The following is an 18,383-nucleotide window of genomic DNA, read 5'->3' as shown; positions in this document are numbered from 1 at the left end:
ATCAGAAATCAGTACTGCTCAGGGCGAGGGCGAAGGGCTCGAGCTCGGGCTCGGGCTCGGGCTCGGGCTCGAGCCGCCCGTGGCGCCCTGGGCGGCGGCCGCCGCGTTGAGCGCGTCCTGGAGCGCCTTCTGCGCGGTGCCGTAGGCCGTCCAGTCGCCGTTCTTCAGGGCGGTCTGCCCGTCGGTGAACGCCTTCTGGGCGTCCTGCAGCGCCTTCTGCAGGGCCGGGGTGGTGGGCGTCGTCGGGGTGGTCGGCGTGGTCGGAGTGGTCGGCGTGGTGCCCGGCGTGGTCGGGGCCGTCGGGGTCGTCCCCGCCGTGGCCGCGCCGAACACCTTCTTGAGCGCGTCCTCCAGGGTGTTCTCGAAGGCCACGTTGTCCTTGCCGTACACCGCGAGCACCTTCTGCAGCACCGGGTACTTGGCGGTGCGCCCGCGCACGTACACCGGCTCCACGTTGAGCAGGCCGCCGCCGACCGGGAGGGTCAGCAGGTTGCCGTACTCCACGTCGGAGTCGCCGCCGTTCTTCAGGATGTTCAGCTGGCGGGCCACCTCCGGGTCCGAGTTGAACTTCGCCTGGGCGAGGTTCGGGCCCAGGGTGCCGGTGTCGCCGGGCACCTTGAGGATGCGGATCTTCCCGTAGTCCGGTCCCGGATCGGCGCTCACCGCCATGAAGGCCGCCAGGTTGTCCCGCTTGCTCGGCACGAAGGAGGTGGTCAGCGAGAAGCTGGCCGCCGGCGCGTCGGGCATCCGGAGCGTCAGGTAGTACGGCGGCTGCACGTCACCGGTGTTGGTGGTCGGGTCGGCCGGGACCTGCCAGATGTCGGTGCCGTTGAAGAAGGCGTTGGCGTCGGTCATGTGGTACTGCGCCAGCAGGTCGCGCTGCACCTTGAACAGGTCCTGCGGGTAGCGCAGGTGCGGCACCAGGCTGGCCGGGATGTCGCTCTTGGGCTCCACCGTGCCGGGGAAGGCCTTCATCCAGGTCTTCAGCACCGGGTCCGCGTCGTCCCACTGGTAGAGCGTCACCTCGCCGGTGTACGCGTCCACCGTGGCCTTCACCGAGTTGCGGATGTAGTTCACCTTGTTGGCGGCGGTCAGCGTCTCGCCGCGCGCCCCGGTGAGCGAGTCCTTGGTGACGTCGCCCAGGGTGGTCTTGGAGGAGAACGGGAAGCCGTCCGAGGTGGTGTAGCCGTCCAGCACCCAGAGCAGCTTGCCGTCCTCGACCACCGGGTACGGGTCGGCGTCGATGGAGAGCCAGGGCGCGACCTTCTCCACCCGCTCCTTGGGCTTGCGGTCGAAGAGGATCTTCGAGCCGTTGCCGATCGCCCCGGAGTAGAGGATCTGCGGCTCGGCGTACTTCACCGCGAAGGCCGCCCGGGTCAGCGGGTTGTCCAGCGAGACGCCACTGCCGCCGGTGTACTGGTAGGTCTTGTCGCCGCCGGCGTCGGAGGTGTAGTCGATCTCCTGGTTGGTGCCGCCGACGATCGAGTAGTCCGGGCTCTGCTGCCCGTAGTACACCCGCTGCTGGTAGTCGCCCATGCTGCCGGTGGTGGGCAGCCCCGACTCGGTGAACACCGGCTGGCCCTGGCCGTTGACCTGGTTGCCCTTGGCCGCGACCACGCCGTAGCCGTGGGTGTACTTGAAGTGGTCGTTGATCCAGTTCCGCTGCTGCACCCCGTTCAGGTCCAGCTCGCGGACGCCGATCACGGTGTCCTGCGCGTCGGTGCCGGTGCCGTACCGGTCCACGTTCAGCGTCTTGGGGAAGGCGTAGTACGAGCGCTGCTGCTCGATCTGCTGGAAGGCCGGCGAGACCACGTTCGGGTCGAGCAGCCGGATGTCCTTGACCGTCTGCGCGTCCGGCTTGAGCGCGGCGGCGCTGGTGGTGTCCTTCGGGGTGTACGGCTGGCTCTCGCTGTCCGCGATGCCGTACGCCTGCCTGGTCGCGTCGATGTTCTTCTGGATGTACGGCGTCTCCTTGGCCTGCTCGTTCGGCTTGACCTGGAACTGCTGCACCAGCGCGGGGTAGACCCCGCCGATCAGCACCGCCGAGAGCGCCATCAGCCCGAAGCCGATCAGCGCCGGGGCCCAGGTGCGGCGCACCGGGGTCAGGAAGAACAGCACCGCGCAGATGATCGCGACGAAGAACAGGATGGTCTTCGCGGGCAGGAACGCGTTCGCGTCCACGTACCGCAGGCCGGTCCAGCTGTCCACGCCCTTGTACGAGCCGGACTTCACCGCCAGGCCGTACCTGTCCAGCCAGTACGCCACCGCCTTGAGCAGCACGAAGACGCCCAGCAGCACCGCCAGGTGCCCCTGCGCCCCGGCGCTGGCGCGCCGGCCCGGGCCCTGCAGCCGCAGGCCGCCGTACAGGTAGTGCACCAGCACCGCCGCGAGCACCGAGACGATCACCGCGCTGAACGCGAAGCCCAGCAGGAACTCGTACCAGGGCAGCGAGAAGGCGTAGAACGCCACGTCCAGGTGGAACTGGCTGTCCTTCACCCCGAACGGGGTCTGGTTGGTCCAGAGCATCCAGGTGCGCCACTGGCCGGCCGCCGCGGCGCCCGCGATCAGGCCGACCACCAGCGAGATGCCGATCAAGAGCCAGCGCCGGTACGGGGCGATGCCCATCCGGTAGCGGTCCAGGCTCTGCTGCTCCACCGACATCGCGGAGAGCGGCGGCCGCAGCCGGTACGCGAGCCAGACGTTGAACCCGACGGCCAGGGCCATCAGCAGGCCGAAGACGGCGAACAGGCCGACCTTCGTCCACAGCTGGGAGCTGAACACCGAGGCGTAGTGGACGGACTTGAACCAGAGCCAGTCCGTCCACACGCCCGAGAACATGACGAACAGCAGGAAGAGCGCCGCCAGCACACCCACCGTCAACAGCAGCACCCGCGCCCGCCGCGAGGGCGGGCCCACTCTGCCTCGGAACCCCGGGTTGGGGCGGTCCGGCATCTGGAATACCAAGGTGGCACCTCTGCTGTGTCGTCTCGTGGGCGGTCTGGGCAGTCCTCAGTGCAACTTAATCGGTGTTCGCCCGAGTTCCCAGGGTTTGCGGGCTCTTCCAGGCGGGTGAGCCACCGGATCCGCCCGGCGGCCCACCCGTGTGAGGATTGGGTCATGTCCGATGCACCGAACACCCCCGACGGCAGCTCGCTCCCGCCCGCCGCCACTCCGCTCACCCGCGCCGCGCTGGAGATCGACGAGTACGCCTCCGGCCTCGGCTGGGACCTGCCGGCCCGGCTCTTCGCCCTGGTCGACAGCGCGCAGCTGCGGCGCACCGACCCGAAGCTGGCCGGCAAGCTCGGCCTCGCCGAGGGCGAGCCCGGCCTCACCCCGATCGAGCAGGACGAACTCCCGGCCGGCATGGAGCTCGACAAGTTCCTCGGCACCATCGCCTGGCCCGACATGATCACCGGCTGCGCGCTGGTCGTCGAGCGACTGATGCTTCCCCCGGGCGCCGAGCACACCCGCCCCAAGAACGCCACCGAATCCCAGCTCGCCGAGTGGGTCGCCAACCACCCCGCCCGCGAAGAGGTCCGCATCACCGCCGCGGTCCTGCGCGACGGCAGCAAGGAGACCGCCCTGCGGCTGCGGTCCAAGGACCTCGCCCGCGAGGTCCTGACGGGTCCTGACCTGGTCCCGGGGCTGACGGATGCCTTGCTGGCGACGTTCAGCTGATTTTTTCAGGGGCGCGGGGAACGGCGCGGCCAACCCTGCAACTCCTGCTGTCTTACGCAGATGCCCACTTGCACTATCCGATGACGGTGCACGTGGGCATCTGTGCGAACTGCGGCGAGCTCCATGGCTGGGCGCGCAGTTCCCCGCGCCCCTAGCGGTTGCAACTGGGCAGGGAATCCGTCTTCCCGTCGCGGATCTTGGCGAGAGCGTCCAGTGCGTCGCTCAGCTTGTCCACCTTGATCAGGTGGAGGCCGCTGGGGGTGGCCTTGGCCGCCTCCGCGCAGTTGGCCGCGGGAGCGAAGAAGTACTCGGCGCCCTTGTCGCGGGCCGCGATCAGCTTCATCGCGATGCCGCCGATCGGGCCGACGGTGCCGTCGTCGTCGATCGTGCCGGTGCCGGCCACGAACTTGCCGGCGGTCAGGTCGGTGGGGGTGAGCTTGTCGATGATGCCCAGGGAGAACATCAGGCCCGCGCTCGGGCCGCCCACGTCCTGGAGGCCGATGTCGATGGTGAACGGGAAGGTGTGGGTGACGCCGGGCATGATGCCGACGATCGCGCGGTCCTCGTCGGGGGCCTTGGCGGTGACCACAGGGACGGTGGACTCGTCGGCGGCGGCCGGGGTGGGGCTGGTCTTGCCGTGCGGGACGACGGTGAAGTTCACCGTGTCACCGGGCTTGTGCTTGCTGACCAGCTGCGCGACCTGAGCCTTCTGGGTGACCTTGGTGCCGTCTATCGCCACGATCTGGTCGCCCGCGTGCAGCTTGCCCTCGGAGGGCCCGCCCGCGATCACCGAGCTCACCATCACCTCGGTGCCGAAGGGGATGCCGAGCTGGGTGAGCGCCGCCGTCTTGGCACTGTCCTCGGAGGAGGCGAACTCCTCCGCGTTGACCTGCTGCGCCTGCTGGTCGGTCTGGCCCTGCGGGTAGAGGTTGTCGTGCGGCACCACGAGCACGTCGTCCCGCAGCCACCCCACCACCGCCGAGACCAGGCTCGGCTCGTACTTGGCCCCGGTCACCTGGACGGTGGTCATGTTGAGGTGCCCGGAGGTCGGGTAGGTCTGGTGGCCGGTGATGGTGATCACCGGCTTGCCGTCGTCCTCCTGCGCGCCGAGCGTGTTGTACGTCGGGCCGGGGCTCATCTCGGAGTACGGCACCTTGAGGAGCACCGAGACACAGAGCAGTGCTATGAGCGTCAGCGTGGCGGCGAGCATCGTCGCAGAGCGGCGTGGCATGGCTCGACAGTACGGGACGTTCCTGCGGACCGGCTGCCCGGGCTACTTCCGTGCGTCGTCCGAGGCCCGCATCGCGGTGGCGCCACCGGCGGCCGTGCTGCGCTCCATCGCGGCGAGGAAGCGCTGGTGCTCGGCCAGCGAGGCCGGGTCACCGGTGGCGCGGGGCGTGCGGGCGGCCCAGCCGGCCCACACCATCGCGAGCACTGCCGCCACCACGGGGATGATCAACCAGGCGAGCGCAGCCATGTTCCGTACTCCCAGCTCGTCGTGTCTATGAGCAGATTAACCACCCGGGCCGTGAACGGTTGCGGCGCCATCCGGGTTACGGGCCGGGGGATTCGGCTCACCGGCGGGGAGTATTCGTACGATCAGCGGGAAGCCACCCGGGTGACCTCGGCGCCCGACGGGCCGTCAGCACTCCCCGGCGCCGACCCACTCCTCCTGGCCGTCGCTGAACACCTGGTGCTTCCAGATCGGCACCTCGTGCTTGAGGTCGTCGATCAAGCGGCGGGCGGCGGCGAAGGCCTCGCCCCGATGGGCGCAGGAGACGGCGACGATGACGGCCTTGTCGGTGATCTCCAGCCGGCCGACCCGGTGCACGGCGGCCAGCGCCTTCACCGGGAAGTCGACGCAGATCTTCTCGGCGATCCGCCGCATCTCCTGCTCGGCCGTCGGGTGCGCGCTGTACTCCAGCGCGGCCACCGACTTGCCGCCGTCGTGGTCGCGGACGGTGCCGACGAAGAGGGTGGTGCCGCCGGCGGCGTCGTCACCCACCGCCGCGTAGACCTCGTCCAGCGAGAGCGGGGTCTCGCGGATCGCCAGCAGACGGATCGGGTCGTGGTTCTCGGACATGCTCACCATTTTTCCTCATCGGGCCCGGTCAGGAGCAAGACACTTCCGCATCACGATTCCGAAATTTCACGATGCGAGAACCTATCGGGGTCAGAACCGCCGCTGTTTCCGTGCTCGCCGCACCAGCGCCGCGGTGCCGATCAGCGCCACCGTGGCACCCGCCGCGCCCAGACTGGTCGCGGCCTCCTTGCCGCCCAGGCGCCGGCCGGCCACCGCGTGCTTGCCGGTGACCTGTTCGAGCAGCTCGCCGAGCACCTCCTCGTTGGTCCGGGAGGGGCGCCAGCCGGCCTCGTGCAGGCGGTTGCCGGAGACCACCCAGGGATACATGGTGTACGCGAGGTCCCCGGCCGGGGCCGGGGTGAGGCCGAGCCGGTGCAGCCGGGCCGCGGTGCCCAGGGCGAGCGAGGCGGGCAGCTCCATCCGGCGGATGCCGGAGAGGGTCTCCACGTCCTCCTGCTCCAGCCAGCCGTCGCAGCCGACGGTGACCTCGCCCTCGACCAGGCCGAGCGCCGCGTACTCCAGGGCCGCGGCCAGGTCGTCCAGGTGGCAGAACTGCCAGCAGGGGCGGGAGCCGGCCACCACGAGCAGCCGGGGCGCCTCGAAGTGCCTGGTCAGCACGGTGTCCACGCCGGGGCCGACCACCACGGCGGGCCGCAGCACGGTGACCTGGAGCCCGGGGTGGGCGCGCGGCGCGCGGCGGGCGAGGCGCTCGATCTCCAGCAGGTCGCCGACCAGCGAGGCCTCCTCGGTGGCCCGCAGCTCGGCGTCCTCGGCCAGCGGCACCTCGTTGTCGGCCAGCGCGCCGTAGACCATGGCCGAGGTGCAGAGCACCACCCGGCTCACGCCGGCCGCCGCACCGGCGGTCAGCACCGTCTGCGCGCCCCGCACGTTGTACGCGCTCCGGGCGCGCGGGTCGCTCTCCATGCCGAGGTCCATCGCCAGGTGCACCACCACGTCCACCCCGGCGAGCCGTTCGGCCACGGCCGGGTCGCGGACGTCGAGCACCCGCCACTGGGCGCCGGGCACGTCGCCCCGGCGGTCGTCCAGCGCGAGCACCTTGCGGACCCCGGGCTGGGCCACCAGCCGGGCCGCGACCCGCTCACCGAGCGGCCCGGCGGCCCCCGTGACGGCCACGGTCAACGGCCTGCCGCCGTAGGCTGGAGGCGGCGAACCCGTGGCAGCGGGGCCGTCCTCACCTCCGGTCAGCCCAGAGCGAACGTCCGAAGGCGGGGAACTCACCGGCCATCCTCCACGGTTAGCTTATGTGCGTACGTACGAGTGTCACGTACCGTCCATCCTGCCCGAGGCGCGGGCCCCGTGGTGGCACCCGGCGCGAGCCGGGCCGCTCGCTCCCCCGCTCCACGGGCTCGCACTCCCCCCGTTGCACCCCCGCGTGACGGCCGACCAGATCGAGGATCCCGTGAGCGACGACCTCCCCTTCGGATTCGGCGTTCCGCCGGAGGAGCCCGACGAGAACAAGGCCAAGAAGGACAAGGACGGCGGTCAGGGCTCCGAGCCCACGCCGTCGCAGTCCTTCGGGTTCGGCGCGGGCAACCCCTTCGGCGCGCTCTTCGGCATGGGCGGCGCGCCCGGCGGCCCGGGCGGGGACAACCCCTTCGGCGCGATGCTCGGCGGGCTCAACCCCAACGACCTGGGCGCCGCCTTCCAGCAGCTCGGCCAGATGCTCTCCTTCGACGGCGGCCCGGTCAACTGGGACCTGGCCAAGGACATCGCCCGGCAGACCGTGGTGGCCGAGCAGCCCGAGGGCAAGGCCAAGGACCGGTCGGTGAGCGCCACCGAGCGCACCGCCGTGGCCGAGGCCGTTCGCCTGGCCGACCTCTGGCTCGACTCGGTCACCGAGTTCCCCTCCGGGGCCGGCACCGCCGTCGCCTGGAGCCGGGCCGAGTGGGTCGAGGCGACCCTGCCGGTCTGGAAGGACCTGGTCGACCCGGTGGCCGAGCGGGTCGGCAACGCCATGGGCGGCGTGCTGCCCGAGGAGATGCAGGCCATGGCCGGCCCGCTGATGGGCGTGATGCGCTCGATGGGCGGCGCGATGTTCGGCACCCAGATCGGCCAGGCGCTCGGCGCCCTGGCCGCCGAGGTGGTCGGCTCGACCGACGTGGGCCTGCCGCTCGCCCCGGCCGGCAAGGCCGCCCTGCTGCCGCAGAACGTGGCCGAGTTCGGCGAGGGCCTGAGCGTGCCCGCCGAGGAGGTCCGGCTCTACCTGGCCCTGCGCGAGGCCGCCCACCAGCGCCTGTTCGCCCACGTGCCGTGGCTGCGGGCCCACCTGTTCGGCGCGGTCGAGGCGTACGCCCGCGGCATCAAGGTGGACACCACCCGAATGGAGGAGCTGGTCGGCCAGCTCGACCCGGCCAACCCCGAGGCGCTCCAGGAGGCGCTGGCCGGCGGCCTGCTCCAGCCCGAGGACACCCCCGCCCAGAAGGCCGCGCTGGCCCGCCTGGAGACGGCCCTCGCACTGGTCGAGGGCTGGGTGGACGCGGTGGTGCACGCCGCCGCCGAGCCGCACCTGCCGCAGGCCGACGCGCTGCGCGAGACGGTCCGCCGCCGCCGCGCCGCCGGCGGCCCGGCCGAGCAGACCTTCGCCACCCTGGTCGGCCTGGAGCTGCGGCCGCGCCGCCTGCGCGACGCCTCCCGGCTCTGGGCCTCGCTGGCCGACGCCCGTGGCGTCGAGGGCCGCGACGCGCTCTGGGAGCACCCCGACATGCTGCCCACCGCCACCGACCTGGACGACCCGGACGGCTTCGTGCACCGCTCGCCCGACGGCGAGCTGGAGGGCGGGATCGACTTCGACGCCTTCGACAAGCTGCTCGGCGAGGCCGCGGCCGGCAAGGGCGAGTCTTCGAAGGACGACGCGTCCAAGGACGACGCCGCGAAGGGCAATGCTGCGCAGGACGACGCTGCGAAGGACGACAAGAACGACGGCGAGGACGAGCCCAAGGCATGAGCACCACCCTGCACAGCGACGCCGTCCGTGCCCTCACGGCCTGGACGGCCTACGACGGCGACCAGTCCGGCCTGCGGGCCGACTACCTGACCCACCTGGCCGCCGAGCCCGAGGGCCTCTTCCGCGCCTGCCTGCCCGCCCACATCACCGCCAGTGCCCTGGTGGTCGACCCGGCGGCCCGGCGGGTGCTGCTCACCCTGCACCCCAAGGTCGGCATCTGGCTCCAGATGGGCGGCCACTGCGAGCCGGGCGACGAGTCGCTGGCGGCCGCCGCGCTGCGCGAGGCCACCGAGGAGTCCGGCATAGCGGGCCTGCGGCTGCACACCGGCCCCGACGGGCAGCCGGTGCCGGTCAAGCTCGACCGCCACCAGGTGCGCTGCACCGGCAAGGACCAGCCGGAGAACACCCACCTCGACGTGCAGTACCTCGCGCTGGCCCCGGCCGGTGCCGAGGAGCTGATCAGCGAGGAGTCGCTGGACCTGCGCTGGTTCGAGTACGGCCGCCTGCCGGAGCTGACCGACGTCTCGGTGCGCGAGCTGGTCGCCCTCGCGGAGAAGCTGACCGCCTAGTCCTGTGCGCGGGCCCCCGAGGAGGTCACTCCTCGCGGGCCCCGGGGACGTGGGGCAGGCGGGCCGCCGAGGCCACGCCCTCCAGGTAGCCCCGGGCCCGCTCGGTCCGCGGGTACGACTCCAGCAGGGCCCAGAAGGCCGGCCCGTGGTCGGGCACCAGCAGGTGGGCCAGCTCGTGCAGCAGCACGTAGTCCACCACGTACTCGGGCATGCCCTGGAGGCGGTGCGAGAGCCGGATGGTGCCCTCGCTCGGGGTGCAGGAGCCCCAGCGGGAGTTCTGGTTGGTCACCCAGCGCACGTGCAGCGGGGCGGCCCGGCCGCCGAGGTACGTGGCGGAGAGCTCCCGGGCCCGGGCCGACAGCGCATCGTCCCCCAGCACCCGCCGACTCTCCTTGGCGGCCAGCCGGTCGAGCATCTGGGCCACCCAGCGCTGCTCCTCGGCCGGTGACATCCGGGCCGGGATCAGCACGATCGTCCGGTCGCCCTCCCGGTAGGCCGACACCGTCCGGCTCCGCCGGGTGCTGCGCCGCACCTCCACCGGCCCCAGCGGCGGCAGGCCGGTCTCGGAGGCGGGCGGCCCCGACGGTGTGCTCGGTGGTAGCTCGGTGGAGCGCGCTCGACTGCTCGGCGTCACGACTCCTGACCCGGAGGCTGCACGGGCACGCCGACGCGACGCCGACCGATGGGAGTCCGGTTCGGCTGCCATGTCACAGGACGTTACCCGCTCCCTCCGACAGAAAGGCGCTGCCGTGGCCGAACTCTCACTGCCCGCCGCCTGAACTTCCCCGTCCGGACGGGTCCCCGTTGTCCACAGGGTCGGTAGACCGACGATCCTTTGATCACACCGAGCCTGTGGACGAAGCCGCACGTCAGGGGCGGTGTCTGCGGCATGCTTCCTCCACGACACCTGCCGTGGGAGGTCACCGTGCGACCGACGCTCAAGCCCGCTCTGTCCCGGGTCTGGCGAGACCAGGACACCCTGCAGTTCGGCACGCTCCGCCGGCACGCCCGGGTGGTCGACGAGGTGAGCAGACCGGTGGCCGCCTTCCTCGACCTGCTCGACGGCACCCGGGAGCGGCCCGCGCTGCTCGCCGCCGGCGAGCGGCTCGGGCTCGGGGAGGGGCTCGCCGAGGAGCTGCTCGGCTCGCTGGAGCAGGGCGGCCTGCTCGACGACACCGCCGCCACCACCGAGGCCCTGGCCCACCACCCCAAGGCCCGCCAGGAGCTGCTCGCCCCCGATCTGGCCTCGCTCTCCCTGGTGCACCCCGAGCCCGGGGAGGCCGCCGCCGTGCTCACCGCCCGGGCCCGGGCGCGGGTGGAGGTCCGGGGTGCCGGGCGGGTCGGCGCGGCGATCGGCACCGCCCTGGCCGCCGCCGGCGTCGGCACCGTCGACCTCCTCGACCAGGGCCGGGTGACGGCGGCCGACTGCTCCCCCGCCGGGCTCGCCCCCGGCGAGATCGGCCGGCTCCGCTCCACCGCAGCCCGCGAGGCCGTCCACCGCGCCGTCGGCGCCCCGCCGACCGCACGTGGCCGGCGCCCCGAAGGCCCGCCCGCCCTGGTGGTGCTGGCCCCGCGCGACGGCAGCGCGGCCTTCGCCGGCCTGGCCGCCGAATCCCAGCAGCTGATGCGGGCGGGCGTCCCCCACCTGTACGTCGGCGTCCTGGAGCACCTCGGCGTGGTCGGCCCGCTGGTGGTGCCCGGCGTCTCCGCCTGCGGCAGCTGCGCGACGCTCACCCGCCGCGACGAGGACGACTGCTGGCCCCGCCTGCTCGCCCAGCTCCTCCCCGGCGCCCCGGGCGGCCCCCGCTCACCCGCCTGCGACACCACCCTCGCCACCGCCCTGGCCGGCCTCGCCGCCCTCCACGTCACCCTCCACCTCGACGGCGTCCCCCCGCCGAGCGTGGACGGCTGGTGCGAGATCTCCGCCGCCGACGGAATGACGCGGCGTCTTCGGCTCCGCCCCCACCCAGAGTGCGGCTGCCAGTGGTAGCGCAGGGGCGGCACTACTGGGGCGGCATGCCGGGGGCGCGGGGAACTGCGCGGCCGACCACGAACGGCCTGCGGCCTACCGCAGCGCGCCGTTCCCCGCGCCCCTGGATAGTGCAACTGGCTCGGTGCGATCGGCCGACAGGCCGTGCGTGGCTGGTCGCGCCGTTCCCCGCGCCCCTTTCGGGGTTGACGTACTCTGCCGAGCTCGCGAGGCGAGCGGGCACAATGGCCGTACAGACCACCATCCGCTAGGGAGGCCAGGGTGAGCGTTCGTCCGCGCAAGGCAGTGCCTCATGTCTGACATGCCCCGCAAGGCTGTCTCCCGGACGGCCCGGCTCGCCGCGCTGCCGCTGAGCTTCGCCGGGCGGGCGACCATCGGGCTGGGGAAGCGGCTGGGCGGGCGCCCCGCCGACGTGGTGGCCGCCGAGTTGCAGCAGCAGACGGCTGAGCAGTTGTTCTCCACCCTCGGGCGGTTGAAGGGTGGGGCGATGAAGTTCGGGCAGGCGATGTCCGTCTTCGAGTCGGCCCTCCCGGAGGAGGTCGCGGGGCCCTACCGGGCCGCCCTGACCAAGCTCCAGGACTCGGCCCCGGCGATGCCGGTCAAGACCGTGCACACGGTGCTCACCGAGCAGTTGGGCCCGGATTGGCGGGAGAACTTCCGCGAGTTCGAGGACACCCCGGCGGCGGCCGCCTCCATCGGGCAGGTGCACCGGGCCGTCTGGCACGACGGCCGTGCGGTGGCCGTGAAGATCCAGTACCCGGGCGCGGGGGACGCGCTGCTCTCCGACCTCTCCCAGCTGGCCCGGCTGGCCAAGGTGTTGGGGCCGCTGATCCCCGGCATGGACATCAAGCCGCTGATCGCCGAGCTGCGCGAGCGCGTCTCGGAGGAGCTGGACTACGAGCTGGAGGCGAAGGCCCAGGCCGCCCACGCCGAGGAGTTCGCGGCGGACGCCGACATCGCGGTGCCCGGCGTGGTCTCGCAGACCGGCACGGTGCTGGTCACCGAGTGGATGGACGGCACCCCGCTCTCCCAGGTGATCGCCGGCGGCAGCCAGGCCGAGCGCGACCGGGCCGGGCAGCTGCTCTCCCGCTTCCTCTTCGCCGGGCCGAGCCGCACCGGGCTGCTGCACGCCGACCCGCACCCGGGCAACTTCCGCCTGCTCAAGACGGACGGCCCGGTGGAGAGCTGGCGCCTGGGCGTGCTGGACTTCGGCACCGTCGACCGGCTGCCGGGCGGGCTGCCCGCCCCGATCGGGGTCTCGCTCCGGCTGGCCCTGGCCGGCGACGCCGGCGCGGTCTACCGGATGCTCCGCCAGGAGGGCTTCGTCCGCCCGACCATCACGCTGGACCCGGACGCGGTGCTCGACTACCTGCGGCCGATCATCGAGCCGACCAGGGTCGAGGAGTTCACCTTCTCGCGGGAGTGGATGCGCTCCCAGGCGGCGCGCATCGCCGACCCGCGCTCCCCCGCGTACGAGCTCGGCAAGCAGCTCAACCTGCCGCCCTCGTACCTGCTGATCCACCGCGTCACGCTCAGCACGATCGGCGTGCTCTGTCAGCTCGGCGCCACCGTGCGGCTGCACGAGGAGCTCACCGAGTGGCTCCCCGGCTTCGCCAAGGGCTAGGAGACAGCACGAAGGCCGCTCCCCCGGGGTTGGGGAGCGGCCTTCTTCGCGTTCTGCGCACCTACGGTGACTTCGTCACCTCGCCTCCGGGCGAGGGCCTCACATCACCGCGAGGGCGAGGGCCTTGCGGGCCCGCAGCGAGGCGCGCTCGGCGCGCCGCACCAGGCGGGCCGCCCGGGCGACGCGGACGCCGACCCGTTCGTGCTCCGCCTCTTGGAGGCGTTCTTGCATATGGGCACGGGCCAGGTTTTCGTGGAGCAGATGCATCTCGAGGGTCCTGTTCGGGAGCTGGAGTTCGCCGGCCTGGGCGAGGGGGCGGGGGGCGGTGTCGGCGACGGGGTTCATGTGGTGGTCCTGCTGTGACGGGCGGGGGAATGGACGGGAGTTTGCCGCGTCCGCCTTGGCGGCGGCGAGGCGGATGGAACGGCGCAGGGCCTCGGTCTGCGGGGCGTGCTCACCCCGGCGGACGGCCACTGCGGTGGCTGCGGGGCTCACGCCGCGACCTCGGTCTTGCGCGGACGGCCACGGGGACGCTTCCGGGCGACGACGACACCCTGGACGAAGAGCTCGCCGCCCCAGACGCCCCACGGCTCGCGGCGCTCGAGGGCACCGGTGAGGCAGGCGTCCTTGACCGGGCAGGTGCCGCAGAGGGACTTGGCGTACTCGACGTCGGCCGGGGTCTCGGCGAAGAAGACCTCGGGGTCGAAGGCGCGGCAGGGGATGGGGAGACCGAGCGCCTCGGCGTCGTCGATCGCGGTGAGCTGCATCAGGGATACCTCCGGAGGGTCGGCCTGGTCGGCCTTGGTGATCGTGTCTGTCGGTACGGACGGGAGTGGCGGTGTGATGACCGTGGTCACTTGGTGTTCCTCGTCTTCTTCTCTGTGGTTCCGAACCGGCCGGCTGGTGGGCCGGGTCGGAGGCCCCGAAGGGCCAGGGTCTGACGTACCGGACAAAACAGAAGGGCCGCGGATCCCGGTGTACGGGTTCCGCGGCCCTGGAGGCGCCGACCTGAGGCTGACTCAGGTTCGTTCTCTCCAGGGTTGGGGCCCGCGGAAGGCCCGCATCCGGATGGCCATGGCGCCCGGACGGGCGGCCTTGGCCTGGTCGATCTGCTTCTCATCCTGCTGCTGGGGCTTCTCGGCACCGATGACCTGGGCATAGACGCCATGCTTGGCGGCTGCCACCACTGCCTTCGGTGCCGGGATTCCTCGCTCGCTGCGCAGCGCTTCGCCGCCGACGAACGTGGCCCAGTCAATGGACAGACCAGCCCCGACGAAGGTTGCACCAGCATTGCCAAGACCACTGACAGTGAGGGTGAGACCGGTGGCGTCGAGACCCAGACCATTGCCGGCGAGGACGACGGCGCCACGCGAGAGCGCGGTGCCGGCGAAGGAGCCGGTGCTGCCGAACGACGCGGTGCTGCCGAAGGAGGCAGCGGCGCACGAGGGCAGGGCGATAACGGTCTGGCCAGTCAGTTTGGTGATCGTCTTCGTGGTTTCCACTGTCTTCGCCTCCTCTCGGCGCTCGCGGTACCCAGTCCCCCGGGCTCCGATGTTCGGATGTTTGGTCAGGTCGTGCTGGTCGTGCAGGTGGAGCGGATCGCGCGGTACGAGCTGATGAAGCTGGTGGTGCGCAGGAGAGAGCCGCGCCGGGTGTGACCCCGGACAGCTCGCGATCTCGTCCCCTTGACCGCTCCGGCAGGCTATTGCGCTCCACCTGTGGGGCGCAAACTATTTTTCCGGCGAGTTTCCGGGGCTGTGCTCCGGCACCTCTGCGGCTGCTCCGCGCAGAGATCATCGAGCCCGGCTCAGGCCAGCTCGTCGAACTCCCCCGGAACGTCCACGGGGTCGTCGTCGACGGCGAACGGCACGTCCGAGGCCTCATCGGCCTGGTCGGTCGTACTGTCTGTCGGTGGCTCCCCCGCACACAACGAGAGCACGGCGGCACCGTATTTGTCCAGCTTCATCGCGCCCACGCCCGGGATGAGGGCCAGCTCACGCTCGCTGCGGGGCACGTCCTCGGCGATCGCCATCAGCGTCGCGTCGGTGAAGATCACGTAGGCCGGGACGGCCTGCTCCCGGGCCTGGGCCATCCGCCAGCCGCGCAGCTGGTCGTAGAGCGCCTCGTCCATCGAGGAGGGGCAGCTCTCGCAGCGGCGCAGCTTGCGCTCCACCGCCTCGGTGAGCGTGCGGTCGCAGACCCGGCACTTGACCGGGCCGCGCGCCTTGCGGCCCGCCGGGCGCTCGGCGCCGTACTCGACCCCGCCCTTGCCGCCCTTGGCGCGCGGACCGGCGCTGCCGGAGCCGGGGCGCAGGCCGTCCAGGAACCGGGTCGGCTTGCGGCTCGCGCGGCCGCCGGGGGAGCGCGAGAGCGCCCAGGAGAGCGTGAGGTGCACCCGCGCGCGGGTCACGCCCACGTAGAGCAGGCGGCGCTCCTCCTCGACCTGCTCGTCGGTCTTGGCGTAGATGATCGGCAGGGTGCCCTCGGTGAGGCCGACCAGGAAGACGGCGTCCCACTCCAGGCCCTTGGCGGCGTGCAGCGAGGCCAGCGTGACGCCCTCCACGGCCGGGGCGTGCTGGGCCGCCGCGCGGGCGTCCAGCTCCGTCACGTAGGCCGCCAGGTCGGTCGGCAGGCCCGCCTTGGCGCGGGCCGCGGCGAACTCCTCGGCGAGCCGCACCAGGGCCGCCAGCGACTCCCAGCGCTCGCGCACGGTGCCCGAGCCGGCCGGCGGCTCGGGGGTGAAGCCCCGGGTGGCCAGCACCGCCCTGGTCTGGCCCGCGAGGTCGGGCGCGCCGTCGGTCAGCGGGTCGTCCCCGGCCCGGGCGGCGCCGCGCAGCAGCATCACCGCGTCCCGCACCTCGGGGCGCTCGAAGAACCGCTCGGCGCCCTTGAGTTGGTACGAGACCCCCAGGTCGGCCAGCGCCTGCTCGTAGACCTCGGACTGGCCGTTGGTGCGGAACAGCACGGCGATCTCGCTGGCCCGCACGCCCTGCCCGAGCAGCGCCTTGATCCGGGCCGCGGTGGACTCGGCCTCGGTCGGCTCGTCGGTGTACTCCAGGTAGACCGGCTCGGGGCCGGCCTCGCGCTGGGAGATCAGCTCCAGGCGGTGCTGGGCGGCCTGGCCGCGGGCCTTGGCCAGCAGCCCGTTGGCCAGGTGCACCACCTGGGGGGTGGAGCGGTAGTCCCGGACCAGCTTGACCACGGTGGCCTCGGGGTGGCGGGTGCGGAAGTTCAGCAGGTAGTCGGGGGTGGCGCCGGTGAACGAGTAGATCGTCTGGCTCGCGTCGCCGACCACGCAGAGGCTCGCGCCGCCCTCCGTCCAGCGGTCGAGCAGGCGCTGCTGGAGCGGGGAGACGTCCTGGTACTCGTCCACGGTGAAGTGCCGGTACTGGGCCCGGACCCGCTCGGCGATCTCCGGCCGGTCCTCCAGGATCGCGGCGGTGAGCAGCAGCACGTCCTCGAAGTCGATCACACCCCGGTCGCGCTTGGTCTGCTCGTAGGTGGCGTAGACCTTGGCGATCTCCGCCGGGTCCCTCGGGGCCTCGCGGCTGGTCTTGGCGACCGCGGCCGGGTAGTCGTCGGGCACGATCTGGGTGACCTTGGCCCACTCGATCTCGCTGGTCAGGTCGCGCAGCTCGGTGCGCTGGACGCGCAGGCCGCTGCGGCCGGCCGCCTCGGCGACCAGCTGGACCTTGCGCTCCAGCAGCCGGGGCACCTCGCCGCCGATCGCGCGCGGCCAGAAGTACTGGAGCTGGCGCAGCGCGGCGGAGTGGAAGGTGCGGGCCTGCACGCCCTCGGCGCCGAGCTGGCGCAGCCGGCCGCGCATCTCCCCCGCCGCGCGGGCGGTGAAGGTCACCGCGAGCACCTGCTGGGGCTGGTAGACGCCGCTGCGCACCCCGTAGGCGATCCGGTGGGTGATGGCGCGGGTCTTGCCCGTCCCGGCGCCGGCCAGGACGCAGACGGGCCCGTGCAGGGCGGTGGCGACGGCCCGCTGCTCCGGGTCGAGGCCCGCGAGCACCGCGTCGGCACCGGACGCACCGTCGTAGGCCGCGGACTCGTACGCGTGGGGGCCGAAATCGGCCGGAAGCTCTTCCTGCATGCCGACCATCCTCTCAGCCCCGGGGGACACACCGGCCTGCGTTGTCCACAGGCCGGGTGCGATCATCAGACCTTCTGCCCGGTGGGCGGCGCGGAATGCCGCCCGTGCGCCGGACGTTCTCCCTTCCGACCGTAACCCCTCCCGAAGGAGCCTCCGCGATGTCCGGCAGCGTGACGATGTACAGCACCACCTGGTGCGGCTACTGCAACCGCCTCAAGAGCCAGCTGGACCGCGAGGGCATCGCCTACGACGTGATCAACATCGAGGAGGACCCGGCCTCGGCCTCCTACGTCGAGTCGGTCAACAACGGCAACCAGGTCGTCCCGACCGTGATCGTGCGGCCCACCTCCGGCGGCGAGCAGGTCGTGATGACCAACCCGAGCCTGCGTCAGGTTCAGACCGCCCTGGCGGGCTGACCTAGGGCAGAGCCAGGCCGCCCTGGTCGGCTGACGGCGCGCCACGTGTTGACGGCGCGTCACTCGGCGGGCGTCTGCTGCTCCAGCGGCCGCCCGCCGAGCTCGCCCAGGCCGTAGACCAGCCGGCAGCGGTCCGCCGAGTAGCGGGTCTCGATCACCCGCACCGGCCCCCGGGAGTCGTAGGTGACCCGGGTCTGCACCAGCAGCGGCACCCCGGGGCCGCCCTGGAACCAGGCGGACTCCTCCGGGCCCGGCATCCGGGAGACCAGGTGGTCGACCCCGCCGACCTCGGTGCGGCCGAGTGCGGCCAGCACCTGCTCGTCGCCGCCGGGCACCGCGTCCGGCTCCATCAGCGGGGTGCCCGCGGCCAGCCCGGCCCGGTAGTGGCTCTCCTCGATCGAGTAGGGCTCGCGGTCGATCAGGCGCAGCTGGCGCCGCACCACCACCGCCTCCCCGGGCCGCAGCCCGAGCCGCTCGGCGATGTCCTCGCGGGCCCGGACGATCAGCATCTCGAAGTCGGCCGTCAACTGCCGGCCCGCCGCCCGCGCCTCTTTCGTGTAGACCTCGCTGGGCCCGGCCAGGCAGTCCCGCTGGCCCGGCACCAGCGGCGGGGCGTACGCCCGGTGGTCGAGCACCGGATGGTCCTTCAGGTACGTGCCCTTGCCCTGGAGGCGGACCAGCCGCCCCTCGTTGACCAGCACGTCCACCGCGAGCCGGACCGTGTTCCGGGCCACGCCGTAGTGCTGCTCCAGCTCGGTCTCCACCGGCAGCGCGGTGTCGCCGCGCCACTCACCGGCGGCGATGCGGCGGCGCAGGTCGGCGGCCAGCCGCTGGTACTTGGGGGATTGGGCACTGCCCCGAGGGATTGTCACCCGAGGAATGTAGCGATTCGGCTTGCGCCATTTCAGCCAAACCCGCCAATATTGGCCGGGATTGGGGATTCCGAGGCCGATCCTACC

The 18,383-nt window shown here is 72.4% G+C and carries 17 protein-coding genes; 6 read left to right on the top strand and 11 right to left on the bottom strand.

The window, feature by feature from the left end; all coding sequences use genetic code 11:
- Positions 1-18 precede the first annotated feature (18 nt).
- Complete coding sequence (locus CFP65_RS24540) at positions 19-2,880, bottom strand: UPF0182 family protein (RefSeq protein WP_371682458.1); 2,862 nt, start codon at positions 2,878-2,880, stop codon at positions 19-21.
- Positions 2,881-3,117: 237 nt separating this feature from the next.
- Between CFP65_RS24540 and CFP65_RS24535 the strand changes: the two genes are divergently transcribed.
- Positions 3,118-3,678, top strand: a complete 561-nt coding sequence (locus CFP65_RS24535) for a PPA1309 family protein (protein ID WP_104818226.1) — start codon at positions 3,118-3,120, stop codon at positions 3,676-3,678.
- A 151-nt stretch (positions 3,679-3,829) separates the two neighbouring features.
- On the opposite strand, the gene CFP65_RS24530 is transcribed toward CFP65_RS24535, so the two are convergent.
- The 4 genes from CFP65_RS24530 to CFP65_RS24515 form a co-directional block, all read right to left on the bottom strand.
- Positions 3,830-4,909 (bottom strand): PDZ domain-containing protein, encoded by a 1,080-nt coding sequence (locus CFP65_RS24530; RefSeq protein ID WP_104818225.1) that lies wholly within the window; start codon positions 4,907-4,909, stop codon positions 3,830-3,832.
- Positions 4,910-4,951: 42 nt separating this feature from the next.
- On the bottom strand, positions 4,952-5,155 hold the full coding sequence (locus tag CFP65_RS24525) for a hypothetical protein (RefSeq protein ID WP_104818224.1): 204 nt from the start codon (positions 5,153-5,155) through the stop codon (positions 4,952-4,954).
- A gap of 165 nt (positions 5,156-5,320) precedes the next feature.
- Positions 5,321-5,761 (bottom strand): molybdenum cofactor biosynthesis protein MoaE, encoded by a 441-nt coding sequence (locus CFP65_RS24520; protein ID WP_254552544.1) that lies wholly within the window; start codon positions 5,759-5,761, stop codon positions 5,321-5,323.
- 90 nt (positions 5,762-5,851) lie between these two features.
- The gene (locus CFP65_RS24515; protein WP_371682457.1) at positions 5,852-7,000 is read right to left on the bottom strand and encodes an NAD-dependent epimerase/dehydratase family protein; all 1,149 of its coding nucleotides are present in this window, start codon (positions 6,998-7,000) and stop codon (positions 5,852-5,854) included.
- A gap of 181 nt (positions 7,001-7,181) precedes the next feature.
- Here CFP65_RS24515 and CFP65_RS24510 point away from each other — a divergent pair, with 181 nt between their 5' ends.
- Positions 7,182-8,726, top strand: a complete 1,545-nt coding sequence (locus tag CFP65_RS24510) for a zinc-dependent metalloprotease (RefSeq protein WP_104821091.1) — start codon at positions 7,182-7,184, stop codon at positions 8,724-8,726.
- Positions 8,723-9,295 carry an NUDIX hydrolase gene (locus tag CFP65_RS24505; RefSeq protein ID WP_104818222.1) on the top strand — a complete coding sequence of 191 codons (573 nt, stop codon included), beginning with the start codon at positions 8,723-8,725 and terminating at the stop codon, positions 9,293-9,295. The genes CFP65_RS24510 and CFP65_RS24505 overlap by 4 nt, the downstream gene beginning before the upstream one ends.
- A gap of 25 nt (positions 9,296-9,320) precedes the next feature.
- Here the strand turns inward: CFP65_RS24505 and CFP65_RS24500 are convergent, their stop codons facing one another.
- Positions 9,321-10,001 carry a M48 family metallopeptidase gene (locus tag CFP65_RS24500; protein WP_104818221.1) on the bottom strand — a complete coding sequence of 227 codons (681 nt, stop codon included), beginning with the start codon at positions 9,999-10,001 and terminating at the stop codon, positions 9,321-9,323.
- Between the two features lie 219 nt (positions 10,002-10,220).
- On the opposite strand from CFP65_RS24500, the gene CFP65_RS24495 reads away from it, so the two are divergent.
- Both CFP65_RS24495 and CFP65_RS24490 read left to right on the top strand, forming a co-directional pair.
- Positions 10,221-11,285: a ThiF family adenylyltransferase gene (locus tag CFP65_RS24495; RefSeq protein WP_158702346.1), complete on the top strand. Its 1,065-nt coding sequence runs from the start codon at positions 10,221-10,223 to the stop codon at positions 11,283-11,285.
- Between the two features lie 292 nt (positions 11,286-11,577).
- Complete coding sequence (locus CFP65_RS24490) at positions 11,578-12,909, top strand: AarF/ABC1/UbiB kinase family protein (protein ID WP_104818219.1); 1,332 nt, start codon at positions 11,578-11,580, stop codon at positions 12,907-12,909.
- 99 nt (positions 12,910-13,008) lie between these two features.
- On the opposite strand, the gene CFP65_RS24485 is transcribed toward CFP65_RS24490, so the two are convergent.
- From CFP65_RS24485 to CFP65_RS24470, 4 genes are all read right to left on the bottom strand, one after another.
- The gene (locus CFP65_RS24485) at positions 13,009-13,254 is read right to left on the bottom strand and encodes a hypothetical protein (protein WP_174805655.1); all 246 of its coding nucleotides are present in this window, start codon (positions 13,252-13,254) and stop codon (positions 13,009-13,011) included.
- Positions 13,255-13,400: 146 nt separating this feature from the next.
- A complete protein-coding gene (locus CFP65_RS40025; RefSeq protein WP_371682456.1) occupies positions 13,401-13,766 on the bottom strand; it encodes a WhiB family transcriptional regulator in 366 nt (121 codons plus the stop codon).
- 162 nt (positions 13,767-13,928) lie between these two features.
- Positions 13,929-14,411, bottom strand: a complete 483-nt coding sequence (locus CFP65_RS24475; protein ID WP_104818218.1) for a hypothetical protein — start codon at positions 14,409-14,411, stop codon at positions 13,929-13,931.
- A gap of 305 nt (positions 14,412-14,716) precedes the next feature.
- Complete coding sequence (locus tag CFP65_RS24470; protein ID WP_104818217.1) at positions 14,717-17,017, bottom strand: ATP-dependent DNA helicase UvrD2; 2,301 nt, start codon at positions 17,015-17,017, stop codon at positions 14,717-14,719.
- Between the two features lie 149 nt (positions 17,018-17,166).
- Here CFP65_RS24470 and CFP65_RS24465 point away from each other — a divergent pair, with 149 nt between their 5' ends.
- Positions 17,167-17,424, top strand: coding sequence for a mycoredoxin (locus CFP65_RS24465; protein ID WP_104818216.1), 258 nt, complete (start codon positions 17,167-17,169; stop codon positions 17,422-17,424).
- Between the two features lie 59 nt (positions 17,425-17,483).
- Here CFP65_RS24465 and CFP65_RS24460 read toward each other — a convergent pair whose 3' ends face one another.
- Complete coding sequence (locus CFP65_RS24460) at positions 17,484-18,296, bottom strand: GntR family transcriptional regulator (protein ID WP_158702345.1); 813 nt, start codon at positions 18,294-18,296, stop codon at positions 17,484-17,486.
- Positions 18,297-18,383 lie beyond the last annotated feature (87 nt).

The organism is Kitasatospora sp. MMS16-BH015 (assembly GCF_002943525.1).
Lineage (GTDB): Bacteria > Actinomycetota > Actinomycetes > Streptomycetales > Streptomycetaceae > Kitasatospora.
Note: the sequence above shows the minus strand (reverse complement) of the source record. Positions and strands in the feature narration are given on the sequence as shown.